Annotated in this window: 12 protein-coding genes; 1 reads left to right on the top strand and 11 read right to left on the bottom strand. The window is 66.4% G+C overall.

What is annotated here, in order from left to right; all coding sequences use genetic code 11:
- Nucleotides 1–33: 33 nt before the first annotated feature.
- Nucleotides 34–471: a type II secretion system major pseudopilin GspG gene (gene gspG, locus LQ564_RS21625; RefSeq protein ID WP_231060173.1), complete on the bottom strand. Its 438-nt coding sequence runs from the start codon at nucleotides 469–471 to the stop codon at nucleotides 34–36.
- 160 nt (nucleotides 472–631) lie between these two features.
- A complete protein-coding gene (locus tag LQ564_RS21620; protein WP_231060172.1) occupies nucleotides 632–1,048 on the bottom strand; it encodes a hypothetical protein in 417 nt (138 codons plus the stop codon).
- Between the two features lie 319 nt (nucleotides 1,049–1,367).
- Here LQ564_RS21620 and LQ564_RS21615 point away from each other — a divergent pair, with 319 nt between their 5' ends.
- Nucleotides 1,368–1,685, top strand: coding sequence for a hypothetical protein (locus LQ564_RS21615; protein ID WP_231060171.1), 318 nt, complete (start codon nucleotides 1,368–1,370; stop codon nucleotides 1,683–1,685).
- A 34-nt stretch (nucleotides 1,686–1,719) separates the two neighbouring features.
- Here the strand turns inward: LQ564_RS21615 and LQ564_RS21610 are convergent, their stop codons facing one another.
- The 9 genes from LQ564_RS21610 to galE all read right to left on the bottom strand — a co-directional run bounded on the left by LQ564_RS21610 (nucleotide 1,720) and on the right by galE (nucleotide 12,618).
- Nucleotides 1,720–2,451 (bottom strand): LuxR C-terminal-related transcriptional regulator, encoded by a 732-nt coding sequence (locus tag LQ564_RS21610; RefSeq protein ID WP_231060170.1) that lies wholly within the window; start codon nucleotides 2,449–2,451, stop codon nucleotides 1,720–1,722.
- Nucleotides 2,452–2,460: 9 nt separating this feature from the next.
- On the bottom strand, nucleotides 2,461–3,180 hold the full coding sequence (locus LQ564_RS21605; protein ID WP_231060169.1) for a winged helix-turn-helix domain-containing protein: 720 nt from the start codon (nucleotides 3,178–3,180) through the stop codon (nucleotides 2,461–2,463).
- Between the two features lie 136 nt (nucleotides 3,181–3,316).
- Nucleotides 3,317–3,886 carry an NF038129 family PEP-CTERM protein gene (locus tag LQ564_RS21600; RefSeq protein ID WP_231060168.1) on the bottom strand — a complete coding sequence of 190 codons (570 nt, stop codon included), beginning with the start codon at nucleotides 3,884–3,886 and terminating at the stop codon, nucleotides 3,317–3,319.
- 24 nt (nucleotides 3,887–3,910) lie between these two features.
- Complete coding sequence (locus LQ564_RS21595; protein ID WP_231060167.1) at nucleotides 3,911–6,901, bottom strand: ExeM/NucH family extracellular endonuclease; 2,991 nt, start codon at nucleotides 6,899–6,901, stop codon at nucleotides 3,911–3,913.
- A 121-nt stretch (nucleotides 6,902–7,022) separates the two neighbouring features.
- Nucleotides 7,023–8,066, bottom strand: a complete 1,044-nt coding sequence (locus tag LQ564_RS21590) for a TIGR03790 family protein (RefSeq protein WP_371873527.1) — start codon at nucleotides 8,064–8,066, stop codon at nucleotides 7,023–7,025.
- 68 nt (nucleotides 8,067–8,134) lie between these two features.
- Entirely contained in the window at nucleotides 8,135–8,881 is a 747-nt protein-coding gene (locus tag LQ564_RS21585) for a PEP_CTERM-anchored TLD domain-containing protein (protein WP_231060166.1), read from the bottom strand.
- A gap of 115 nt (nucleotides 8,882–8,996) precedes the next feature.
- Nucleotides 8,997–10,415 (bottom strand): mannose-1-phosphate guanylyltransferase/mannose-6-phosphate isomerase, encoded by a 1,419-nt coding sequence (locus tag LQ564_RS21580; RefSeq protein ID WP_231060165.1) that lies wholly within the window; start codon nucleotides 10,413–10,415, stop codon nucleotides 8,997–8,999.
- Nucleotides 10,412–11,590 carry a nucleotidyltransferase family protein gene (locus LQ564_RS21575; RefSeq protein WP_231060164.1) on the bottom strand — a complete coding sequence of 393 codons (1,179 nt, stop codon included), beginning with the start codon at nucleotides 11,588–11,590 and terminating at the stop codon, nucleotides 10,412–10,414. Before LQ564_RS21575 ends, LQ564_RS21580 begins: the two co-directional genes overlap by 4 nt.
- A 29-nt stretch (nucleotides 11,591–11,619) precedes the next feature.
- Nucleotides 11,620–12,618: a UDP-glucose 4-epimerase GalE gene (gene galE / locus LQ564_RS21570; protein WP_231060163.1), complete on the bottom strand. Its 999-nt coding sequence runs from the start codon at nucleotides 12,616–12,618 to the stop codon at nucleotides 11,620–11,622.
- Nucleotides 12,619–12,829: the final 211 nt, after the last annotated feature.

Here is a 12,829-nt window from a genome sequence, read left to right as displayed (position 1 = left end):
GGAAGAAAGAGATGACAGCAGTATGACGCGCGATTATTGCGAGGAGATGTCAGCGTTGTCTCCGGCGCCGCCGGGCTGGCCATCCTTGCCCAGCGAGATGATCTCGTACTCGCCCTTGCTGCCGGGCGCACGGTACTGGTAGGCGTTGCCCCAGGGATCAAGCGGCACGCCCTTCTTCAGATAAGGGCCATTCCACTTGGCGCCGGCGCTCGGCGGCGCCGTCATCAGGGCGCCCAGGCCCTCTTCGGCGCTGGGGTAGCGACCGACGTCGAGGCGGTAGGTGTCGAGCGACTTGTCGAAGGCTTCGATCTGCGCCTTGGCCACCGTGACTTCGGACTTGCCCAGCTGCGAGAAATACTTGGGACCGACATAGGCGGCCAGCAGGCCGATGATCACGATGACGACCAGCAGCTCGAGCAGGGTAAACCCTGCCTGGCGCCGCTGCTGGGCTTGTTGCGAAAGGAATTGCATCCGACCGGCTCCTGTTGACTCGTCCATGCTGCGTTGAAAAGCGTGCAGGAAAGGCTAACACGCCCTACTGAACGCCGACAAGATTTCTTTACATTGTGCCATCACGCCCGAGCGCCAGCATCGCAGCCGGGGCGCATCGACGGTTTGCGGAGCCGCAATCTCAGCGCGGCGCGGGCGAGGACGCGCCCAGCTGGCAGGCGCCGGCGCTGCAGACCGCGCCCGGATCGGGCAGGTAGCGGCAGATCGAAGCCATGCCGCTGTTCTGGTTCTGCGCCTGGCGTTCGGCCTTGTGGCGCTGCGCCAGTTCGAGCAGCGCCTTTTCGTCGGTGCGCGTCATCGAATACGGCAGGTATTCCTGCGGACCGCCGCAGGGATTGGCGCCGATCGCCACGGTGCGGCACTGGCCGTGCTCGGTGCAGGTGGCGTCCGCCGTCATGGCGCGGATGCGCGCCAGGGTGTCGCCGGCGGGCGCTGCGGGCGCGACGACGTCTTTGGATGGAAGCGTGCGGGACGGATCCTGGGCCTGGGTGGTGCAGGCGGCGCAGGCGAGCATGAGGGCAAGAATGAGTGTTCGCATGGACCCCATCTTCCCTGCTCTGCCGGGTGTGGTCAAGCGAATCACGATCCGCACGCACGTTCATAACAGAAAGAAAATCTGGTGTTTTTTTCGTCGCGGCCGAGCAACGTGTGCTGTTGCTGTAAGTCATCATTTGCCTTGAAGAATTTTTTGTTTCACTTGAGCATGCAAGCTCATCTTCGCTCATCTGAACGCAACTACAGGCAATTTCATTTCTAAATGTTAAATCTTTGTCGTTCGCTAACGAAAATAATTGAGCATCGGAAAAATTTACTCACTACAATAAGCCCGTTACCGACGAGCCTGCTCCACACGCACCATGAAATTCTTCAGCCTCCGCACCGTTACCGCCATCGTCCTGACCGCCCTCCTGACCGCTTGCGGCGCGGGCCAGCAAGACGCCGCCATGCCGACCCAGCTGGCGGCATCGACCGTGATCAGCGCGCCAGTCACGACGCCGGTCAGCGCCGTCCCGGCGACCGGCGCCGCCGCCGTCGCCGCCACCGTGCCGAACATGCCGGCGCCCGACTGCGCCGCCGAAGGCTGCAACAGCCTGCGCATCATCGACGGCAATGCCGAAGCCTTCCGCATCGATGCGATGCGCCGCGCCGCCGCCGGCGACAGCACCCAGTCCTAATGCTTTCGGCAGGCGCCGTCCGGCGCCGCCCATCTCACAACAGCCGTAGCTCCAGGCAGCGCGCCACCGCATGGGCGCGGTTCGCCACGCCGAGCGCGCGGTAAATGCGCTGCAGGTGGTTCTTCACCGTCAGCGCGCTGATTCCCAGGGCCTCCCCGGCTTCCTCGTTGCTCCGTCCCGCCCGCAGGCAGGCCAGGATGGCCAGCTCGCGCGCGCTCAAGGGGCGCGCCGGGACAGCCGTCGCGGCGGCCGGGCGCGTGCGCGCCGGCGCCCGCAGCAGGCCCAGATGCAGGTAAGGCAGCAGCAATTGCAGGAAGTGCCCCTGGCGCGGCCCCGGCCGCAGCGGCAGGCCGAACAGCGCGAACAGGGTAGCTCCGCCCTCCAGCGGCGCGCTGCCGTGCACCAGCACATTCTCGAAACCGCTCTCGCGCAATAGTTCGGCGCAGCCGGACAGTTGTCCGCCGGGCAGCACGGGGTCGAGTACGGCCGGCAGGCCCGGTCCGGCGCGCCAGGCGGCGGCCAATTCCTCACCCAACCTTGCCAGCAGCGTCAGCGCCGCGCCGTCGAGCACCGCGCGGTGCAGGCATTCACTGCGCACGACCGCCCCGGACGCGTCGAGCTGCAGGCAGAGCATGGCTTCGTGCGGCAGTAGCGCCTGCAGCGGCCCCTGCGCCCACAGGAACAGCGCGCGCAGGTCGAACAGCTCGATGCCGGATTCGATGGTGCGCAGCAGGTATTCCTGCTCCAGCTTGCTGAGGATGACCATGAATCGGTGTCAGGCGGCCGACGGCCACTTCATGCGTGGCCGCGCCGGCCAGGCGGCGAAGCGGTAGCCGGTGCCGCGCACCGTCTCGATGTGGTCCTGGTGCTGGTTGCCCAGGGCGGCGCGCAGGCGGCCGACGTGGGTGTCGACGGTGCGCTCGTCCAGAACCGCGTGGCTGCCCCAGACCGAATCGAGCAACTGGGAGCGGGTGAACACGCGCTCGGGATGGCGCATCAGGAAGGCGAGCAGGCGGAATTCCAGCGGCCCCAGCGCGATCGGGCGCGCGCCGGCGCTGGCGCGCTGGGTGCCGGGGTCGAGCCGCAGGCCGGCCAGCTGGACCGCGTCCAGGCCCGGTTGCGGCGCACGCCGGCGCAGCAGCGCGTGCATGCGCGCCAGCAGTTCGCGCGTGCCAAAAGGTTTGGAGAGGAAATCGTCGGCGCCGGATTCCAGCGCCAGCACCTTGTCGGCTTCCAGCCGGCGCGCGCTGACCATGATGGCCGGCAGCTCGCGGGTGCGCTGCTGGGCGCGCAGGCGGCGCAGCAGGGTCTCGCCGCTCTGCCCCGCCAGGTCCCATTCGAGCAGCAGCAGGTCGGGCAGGCGCTCCTCGAAGCGCAGCAGGGCCGCTTCGGCGCTGGCGCAGCAGGCCGCCTCGTAGCCGGCGGCGCCGAGGTTCTGCAACAGCAGGCGTTGTACCGCGGGATCGGGGTCGAGCACCAGGACGTGGACGGACATGGATGCGGCGCAGTCTGTATGGACGATGAGACAACTATGCCGCAAGCCTGAGATGCTGAATAATACAATTTCCGTTAGGAATTCATACTTTTTGCATATAAGTGGGATGGGCGGATTTTCCGCCCATCCCACGCCATCAACGGCGGGTGTAGCGGCGCGTGGCGCCCAGCAGCAGCAGGCCGGTCGCCAGCAGCATCCAGTCCGATGGTTCCGGCACCGCGGCCACGTCCACGCCGCTTGGGGCGTCGACCACGTCGGGCGCGCCCGGCATCAGCTCGATGCGTACCAGCGCGCCCAGCAGGTTCTCGAAGGCGTCGTCCAGCAGGCCGACGCTGAAGGTGGTGCCGTCGCCCAGGTCGGCGCCGTCGAAGCGGACGTCGAACTGGAACAGGCCACCCGGCGTCAGGTCCAGCAGGACCGCATTGAAGCCGCCACTGTTACCGAGGGTAAAGCCGCCGGCGATATCGCCGGAGACGTCGCCTTCCGGAGTGAAGCCGGTGAAGGCGCCGCTCAGGTTGCTGACGTAGGCCGTGGCCGGGCCGGCGCTGCCCAGGCCGTTGAATTGCAGGTCGAGGAAGCGCGCGGTCGAGAACGACGAGGTGTCGACCGCGATCTTGTACAGCGGGCCGGCGAAGGCCGGGATGGCGCCCAGCGCCAGGGTCAGGGCCAGCAGTGCGCGGGCGAAGAGTGCTTTGGTGTTGAACATGTTATCGATTCCTGTTGTCTGCGATTAGTAAGCGCCCGAGATCAGCTTGGCGGTGTAGTTGACCGCAGCTTTCGACGGGTTGGTGAAAGTGGTGGTGACGGTCACCGAAGCGCCCGGCGCCAGGCCGCCGCCGGGCAAGGTGAGGTAAGGCGCCCCGCCCTGCTCGCCCGACTTGTTATCGAGGGTGACGCCGGCCGTCAGGCCTTCGAGGCGCAGGTGCAGCGGACCGGCCAGCGCCGCGCCGCTGGTGTTGGTGACGGTCACGGTGCCGCTGAACTTGCCGGTGGCGCGGACCATGCTGACGCCGCTCTTCACGATCTTCACGGACGCGCTGACGTCGAGCGTCGGCGCGGTCAGGTTCAGGCTCACCACCACCGGGTCGTGGTCGGAGGCGCGGTAGGCGCCTTCCTGGTAGGGGTCCTGCGCCGTGTCGCCGAGGTTGTAGTCCAGGGTTTCCGGTTCGTCGGCATTGTTGTGCCATTCGGCGGCGCCCGCCACCTGGGTGTTCAGCGAGCTGCTCGCCAGTGCGTGGTCGAGGTAGCCGGCGGTGCCGCCGAACACGTAGGAATACGGCAGGCCGTTCGGACGCACGAAGCGCTCGATCAGGTTGACCATGCCGCTCGCGGTCAGGTGCTTGATCGGGCTCTCCATGGCATAGGCGTTCAGGTCGCCGATCACCAGCACGTCCGGGTCGCCGGCGGTCTGCACCACCTGCGGCAGGAAGTAGCTGGTCAGGCGCTGGGCCTGGGCCAGGCGGGTGGCGTCGAAGCAGCCCTGACCGTTGCCCAGGTCGCCGTCTCCGGCCAAGCCGCCGCCGCAGCCGCCCTTCGACTTCAGGTGGTTGACCACCACCGAGAACCTGGCGCCATTATTCGCCTTGAAGGTCTGGGCCATCGGCGGACGGTTGTTGACGCGGTCGCCGTCCGACAGCGCGCCGCCCTGCAGGGTCAATACGGCCGGCTTGTAGATCATGGCGACGCGGATCGCATCGGTGCCGGTGGTGGCCGGGGCCGGGACCACGGCATAGATCGGCTGGCCGATGGCGGCGTTGAGCTGCTCGACCAGGTAGCCGACCGAGACGTCGCGGTCGTTCTGGATTTCCATCAGGCCGACCACGTCGGCGTTCAGGGCCTTCAGCGAGGCGACGATCTGGTTGCGCTGGCGTACGAACTCGGCCGTGTTGTTGGCGCCGCGGCACTCGCTCGCCGAGGTGGTGCTGCCGATGGTGCAGCCGCGGCCGCTGCGGCCCCAGGCGTCGCGGCCGTCGGTGAAGGTGGTGAAGAAGTTCAGCACGTTGGCGCTGGCGACCTTCACGCCGGCCGGGAGTTCCGGCGGGGCGGTGCGCGGATTGCTGCGGGCGAAGCGCGGCTCCTCGGTCGGCTGGATCTTGAAGCCATAGCCGCCGCCGCCGATCGAGCCGTAGTCGAGCACGCCGGTCAGGCCGCTGACGGTGTCGCCGGTGCGCACGGTGCCGTCCTGGAACAGGTAGGGGATGGTGGCCGGCGCCACGAACAGGCCGTCGTCGAGCACGATCGCGTTGGCGGCGTTTTCGCGGAACAGCGCGGCCGCTTCAGGCGAACCCGACGGATAGCGGTTGGTCGGATTCTCGCGGCGGCCGTACGACAGGGTCAGCTCGCCACGGTTGCCGATATACAGGTTTTCGTTGACGGTCAGCTCGGTGGCGAAACGCACCAGCATGCCTTCATAACGCGCCAGGTCGGCGTTCGGGAAATCGATATTGGTCGGGGTGATGCTGAAGCCGCTGCCCAGCTTGTTCACCGCGCTGACTTCGCTGAACTCGGTGTAGCTGCGGGTGGCGCTGGCCGGGCGGTATTCGACCACCTTGCCGCTGACGCGCACGCGGTCGCCCACGGCGATGCTGCTCACCAGGGCCGGATTGCTGTTGAAGACGTAGATGCCGTCCGAGGTGGTCGGATCGCCGTCGCCGTTCAGGTCTTGCAGGAAGAAGCTGTTGTTGGCCAGCTTGGCGGTGACGATGCCCTCGGTCGACTGCACCGTGTTGGCGTAGGGGCTGGTGGCGCCGCTGCCCTGGATCTGCGGGATGCTCAGCTGGCCGGACACGCCGACGCTGACGGTGCAGCTGGCCTCCTGGCCGGCGTCGTTGGTGAAGCTGACGCGCACCGGATAGTTGCCGGTGGCCAGGCTGGCGTCGGCCTGCAGGGTCACGCTGGCGGTGCCGCCGACGCCGCTCGCTGCGTTGAAGCCGCTCAAGCTGATGCCGGCCACGGCGCCGGACACGATGCTCGCGCCCGTCACGGTGCTGTCGGTGTCGCTGGCGCGCAGGATGGCGGAGGCCGCGCTGCCGCGCTCGGCCGGCAGGCTGGCCGGGCAGTTCAGGACGATCGGCGCGGCGACCGGGCCGTTGTCGCAGGACGCAAACGGGGAGCTCGTGCGGCGCGGGGCGATCGGGCCGGCCGTGAAGTCCTGGGCATTGTTGTCGGTATCGATGCAGCCCGCGCCCTTGCGCGAGATGCTGGTGGTGGTCGACGGGGCCGGGGCCGGCGCGGTCTCGAACACGTTGGCGCTGCCGAAGCCGACGATCTCGACCATGCTCGGGTGGGCGGTGCCGGCGGCGATCGGGGTCGCCTGGGTCGACAGCGAGACGCGGCCGGCGGCCGCCGCCATGGCGATGGCGTTGCCACCGTTCAGGTCGCCATCGGGAATCGCTGCGCCGTTGCTGCCGGTGGCGAAGGTGATCAGGAAATACTGGCCGGGTTCGAGCGTGCGTGCCGGCAGCGCCAGCACGCTGCTGTTGCCGGTGCCGCCGGCCGAGTGATAGTGCACATAGAGGCCGGACAGGTTCACCGCTTCCGCGCTGCGGTTGAACAGTTCGATGAAGTCGCGGTTGTAGCTGGCATTGTTGTTGCCGCCGGCGCCGTAGATCTGGCTGACGACGATGTTGTTGGGTTCGGCGTAGGCAGAGCCGGCCAGGCCGGCGAGCAGCACCGCCAGCAGGGTGCGCCGCGGCAGGATCGATGCAACGATGTTTTTCATGGAGGTCCCGAGGATGGTCAAGGTGGCGTGTTAGCAAATGCATATTAAATGCGCAAATTGACAACATGATGACCACCGATTAGTCCGAACGGACTAATCCGTTGTAGCTAGGGAACACCCCTCAGCGCGCGCGGTAGGGCGTGGCCAGCGGCTCGCCGATGAACAGGCCTTGCGCCGGCCAGGCCACGCTCTTCCAGTAGGCCTCGATCGCGCTGTCGCCGCCCAGGTAGCGGCGCAACAGCACGGTCGGGTTCGGGAATTTCTGCCAGTGGTTGCAGGGCTCGCTGACGGTGCCGTAGCTGGCCGTCGCCCCGGCTTCGAGCCAGCGCAGGCTGCTCATCTGGCTCGTGCCCAGCAGGTCGCCGCCCAGCGAGGTCAGGTGGTCGGCCAGGGCGCCGGGCAGGAAGCCCAGGGTCTCGAGTTTGGCGACCTGGGCCATGCCGGTCTGGTAGACCATGACGTCGCGCGCCCCTTCCAGCACGTCGGCCTGCATCACCTTGGTGGTCAGGCGGCGCGCCGGCACCCGGCCCGGCGGCGGGAAGAAGCCGGCGCGGGTGTTGCGCGCCTTTTCCGAGGTCGCCAGGTAGTAGGCGGTGGCCGGCACGGTACGGAAGCCCGCCGCCACGCCGCGGTCGATCAGGGCCTTGGCTTCCTTGACCGAGCTGATCGGCAGCAGCATCGAGGGCCGCAGCGCGTGGTCGGTGAATGGCCGCGCCGATTTGCTGTTGAAATAGGGGCTGGGCTGGCCGGCGGCGCAGGTCTTGGCGCACTGGGCGCCATCGAAGCCGAGGGTGTAGGCGCCGGTCAGGGAGTTGCAGTCGACCGCATAGGGCGTGGTCCAGATCATCAGCACCGCCTGGATGTGCGGGCCGAGCTTGCTGTCGATCTCTTCCTTCAACAGGCGGAACTGGGCCGGCGTGAGGCGTTGCGGCTTGCCGGGGATGCGCACCCGCACCACGTTGGCGGCCGGAATGTCGCGGCGCTGGCGGTAGTAGTCGCCGACGGCGACGCTGTCGGGGTCGTCCTCGTTGATGACGATGGCCAGCTCGGCCGGCTTGAGGGCGGCGGCCGCGCCGGGAGCCTGCAGGAAGGCGGCGCAGGCCAGGAGGAAGGCAAGGAGGGTGCGCACGGCGGCGCGCGGGTCGAATGGCAGCTTGGTTCGCAAGGTCGTCGCAGGAGAGTGGAAGGTCAGGAAACCGTCCACATCATGCCACAGCTTGCCATTTTGTCAGCTCACGGATGATGACGTAGCGGCCTGCGCAGCGGCACCGTCTTGCGCTCGCGGCGCCGCCAAGCGCTCCAGCCCAGCAGGCCGAGGCCCGCGGCCAGCATCGCGTACTGGCCCGGCTCGGGCACCAGCGAGATCGAATACACCTCGAGCGCATCGACCCGGAACAGCTGGCCGCCGCGGCTGCCGTCGATGATGCTGATGCCCTCCTCGCCGCCGCCGTAGCTGACCTGCCAGGAGAACGCCGCGTTCAGGCGGTCGTTGAAGAACAGGTCGGAGCCGGCGCCGAAGGTCGGGCCGTGGTTGGGCTCGTTGTAGGTCTGGCGCAGGCCGCGGCTGGGCAGGATGTTGTCGCTCATGACCTGGCGCCACACGGTCGCATCGGTGTAGTTGAAGATGAAGGCGGTGCGCTGCCAGTCGTAGGGCGTCTCGTGCCAGCCGTCGGTCGAGGACCAGCTCTGCGGATTGTAACCGCCGACGATCCAGCTGTCGCCGAGGTCGTTGCTGACCTGGGCCAGGGTGAAGGTCATGCCGGCGCCGTCGGCGGCCGCGTGAAAATCGCGCGAGTTGTTGCCGAATTCGCGGGTGTAGATGTTGCGCAGGTCGAGGGGACCGGCGCCGAGCCAGCGTTCGAGCTGGCCGTAGAGGGTCAGGTCCAGCAGCGCGCCGCCGGTCTGCGCCTGCGCTGCGGGCGCGGCCAATCCTAGAGTCACGGTCATGGCCAGGGTCCCGGCCGCAACGAATGATTTCATGATGCCCCCTCATCGGTTCACGTCCGGGCATTCTACGCCCGAGTAAGGATGAGGGTTCGCACGGTTCCGGCGTGCAAGCACGGATGACCCCGCCGGCCGCGGGGCCGGCATCGCATCAGGCGCGCTGGTAGATGTCCTCGAAGCGCACGATGTCGTCCTCGCCCAGGTAGCTTCCGGACTGCACCTCGATGATGTGCAGCGGCAGCTTGCCCGGATTTTCCAGGCGGTGGTTCATGCCGATCGGGATGTAGGTCGATTCGTTCTCGGACAGCAGGCTCACCTTTTCGCCGCAGGTCACGCGGGCGGTGCCCGAGACCACCACCCAGTGCTCGGCGCGGTGGTGGTGCATCTGCAGCGACAATTTTTCGCCCGGCTTCACCGTGATACGCTTGACCTGGAAACGGTCGCCCGCATCGATGCCCTCGTAGTGGCCCCAGGGGCGGTAGACGCGGGTATGGTGCAGGTGCTCGGTGCGCGCCTTCGATTTCAGGTGGTCGACCACCTGCTTGACGCGCTGGACCTGGTCCTTGTGCGTCACCAGCACCGCATCCTGGGTCTCGACCACGACGATGTCTTCCACGCCGACCACGGCCACGATGCGCGATTCCGCGCGCACCAGCGAGTTCTTGACCTTGTCGAGGTAGACGTCGCCGCGCTGGGCGTTGCCGTTGGCGTCCTTGGGCTGGACTTCCCACAGCGCCGACCAGGAACCGACGTCGTTCCAGCCGATATCGGCCGGCACCACGGCGGCGTCGACCGTCTTTTCCATCACCGCATAGTCGATCGAATCCGAGGGGCTGTCGGTGAAGGCCTGCTCTTCCAGGCGGCAGAAATCGAGGTCGCGGTAGCCGGTGCTCACCGCTTTTTCGGCGGCCGCGGCGATCTGCGGCGCGTGTTCCTTCAGCTCGGCCAGGAAACGCTCGGCGCCGAACATGAACATGCCGCTGTTCCAGTAATAGCCGCCTTCGTCCAGGAAGGACTGGGCGGTGGCGGCGTCCGGCTTCTCGACGAAGCGCGCCACCGCGTAGCAGTCGCCGCAATTGGCCACCGCTTCGCCGCGGCGGATGTAGCCGTAGCCGGTTTCGGGCGAGGTCGGCACGATGCCGAAGGTGGCGAGCTTGCCCTGCCCCACCAGGGTCACGGCGCGCTCGACGGCGTCGCGGAAGGCGGCGCCGTTGTCGATCACGTGGTCGGCCGGCAGCACCAGCATCAGCGCTTCCGGGTCGATCGCTTTCAGGTAGTTCGCGGCGGCCGCCACCGCCGGAGCGGTGTTGCGGCCGACGGGCTCGAGCAGGATGCCGAGCGGCGTGATGCCAACTTCGCGCAATTGCTCGGCCACCATGAAACGGTGGTCGTTACCGCAGACCACCAAGGGCGCCATCACTCCCGGCCAGCCGGCCACGCGTTGCGCGGTTTCCTGCAGCATGGTCTTGTCGGCGACCAGGGGCAGGAGCTGCTTGGGCAGCACCGCACGCGACAGCGGCCACAGGCGGGTGCCGGCGCCGCCGGAGAGGATCACTGGGTAAATTTTCATGCGCTAACTTTCTCTGAAATTTTCTCTACTTCGATACTGGCCTGGGTGGCTTCTTCCTTGCGGCGTGAACGACGGCGGTCGCGCGCGTTGACCCATTCCTCGGACGAATATTCCGAGGCATGTTTCATCTCGCCCTTGCGGTCGACACTGTAATCCTTGAAAACTATCATTTCATGCAATGTTACATCATGCAACACCCGTGTGTATTCGAACAAGACGCTGCGCACCACTTCCGCGCCTTCACAGATGTGGCTGCCGTGGCCGATCCAGGTCGGGCCGACGATGCGCGCGCCGGCTTCGATGCGCACGTTGGAACCGATGTAGACCGGGCCCTCGATCGTGGTGCCTTCCCAGTCGATGCTGGTGTTCAGCCCGGTCCAGACGCCGGGTTCGATCTGGATGCCCGGCACGTCCATGTGGTTGACTTCGCCGGTCAGCACGGTCTGCAGCACTTCCCAGTAGTCGCTCATGGTGCCGATGTCGAGCCAGTTGAAGGGGCGGCCCTGGGCGTAGAACGGCAGGCCGCGCTCTGCCAGGAGAGGGAACAGTTCGGAACCGATGTCGAAGGGCACGCCCGACGGGATCAGGTCGATGACTTCCGGTTCGAAGATGTAGATGCCGGTCGAGATGAAGTTCGACTTGGCTTCGGCTTCGCTCGGCTTTTCCTGGAACTCGGTGATGCGGCCGTCGGCGTCGGTGACCACCACGCCATACGACGAGACCTTGTCCCAAGGAACCTCCTTGGTGATGACCGAGGCCATCGCGCCCTTGCGGCGGTGCTCGAGCAGCGCGGCTTTCAGGTCGAGGTCGATCAGGGCGTCGCCGCACAGGACGATGGTGGTGTCGTCGAAGAAGCCGCCGAATTCCTGGATCTTCTTCATGCCGCCGGCCGAGCCGATCGGTTCCGGCACGACCGCGCCGTCGTCCTTGATATAGCCCTCGAAGGAGTAGCCGATCTGCACCCCGAACTGCTCGCCTTCACCGAAGTATTCTTCGATCTTCTCGTGCAGCCAGCTGACGTTGACCATGATTTCGGTCACGCCGTGCTTCTTGAGGTGTTCGACCAGGTAGGCCATCACGGGTTTTCCCAGCAGCGGGATCATGGGTTTTGGCAGGTCATAGGTCAGCGGGCGCACACGCGTGCCCTTGCCTGCTGCAAGAATCATGGCTTTCATCGGACCGTCCTTAATGTAAATGAATTCGTTTATTTGGCTGTGGTTTGGTAACGCCATACGTCGGCGCACATTTGAGCGACATCACGTTCGGCGGTCCAGCCCAGTTCTTCCCGGGCCTTGGCCGGATCGGCGTAGCACTTGGCCACGTCGCCGGGGCGGCGGTCGACGATCTGGTAGGCGATCTTGCGTCCGCATGCGGCTTCGAAGGCGCGCACCATTTCCAGCACGCTGTTGCCGCGGCCGGTGCCGAGGTTGTAGGTAACGATGCCGGGCTCCCTGGCCAGGCGGTCGAGGGTCTTCACGTGGCCGATCGCGAGATCGACCACGTGGATGTAGTCGCGCAGCCCGGTGCCGTCGGGCGTCGGGTAGTCGCCGCCGAAGACGGACAGTTTTTCACGCTGTCCGTTGGCGACCTGGGCGATGTAGGGAACCAGGTTGTTGGGGATGCCGCTCGGCTCTTCGCCAATCAGGCCGCTCTCGTGGGCGCCGACCGGGTTGAAGTAGCGCAGCAGCGCGATGCGCCAGTCGGGCTCGGCCTTGGCGAGATCGCGCAGGATGTCTTCGATCATCAGCTTGCTGCGGCCGTAGGGGTTGGTCGCCGACAGCGGGAAGTCTTCGCGGATCGGCACCGAGGCCGGGTCGCCGTAGACGGTGGCGGACGACGAGAACACGATGGTCTTGACGCCGAACTTGGCCATGGTCTCGAACAGGATCACGCTGCCGTTGACGTTGTTGTCGTAGTAGCGCAGCGGCTGGGCCACCGACTCGCCCACCGCCTTCAGGCCGGCGAAGTGGATCACGGCGTCGACCTTGTGGTCGCCGAAGATGCGCTCCATGGCGGCGCGGTCGCGGATGTCGGCTTCTTCGAACTGGAAGGTTTTTCCGGTAATACGTTGCACCCGCTCCTGCACCGACACCACGGCGTTGGAGAGGTTGTCGACCACGACCACGTCGTGGCCGGCCTGCTGGAGTTCGACGACGGTATGTGAACCGATGTAACCCATACCGCCAGTAACCAGGATCTTCATGTCTTTTTGCTCTCTGTGATATGTGAAATGTATTAACAAGATGACAATCAACGGCCTAGCATATCACGGCCGTTGCGGAACTCCACGCACGCTAGCGCGGCAGCTGTTGCAGCGCCGCACGGCGGTCTCCTGGGCTTGTTTTTATGTGGGGCAAATGGCTTCTGTGGCCACTGCTCGAGCAATGCTTTTGTAGGGTGGGCAATCCTTTGCC

The organism is Massilia phyllostachyos (assembly GCF_021044825.1).
GTDB classification, from domain to species: domain Bacteria; phylum Pseudomonadota; class Gammaproteobacteria; order Burkholderiales; family Burkholderiaceae_D; genus Telluria; species Telluria phyllostachyos.
Note: the sequence above shows the minus strand (reverse complement) of the source record. Positions and strands in the feature narration are given on the sequence as shown.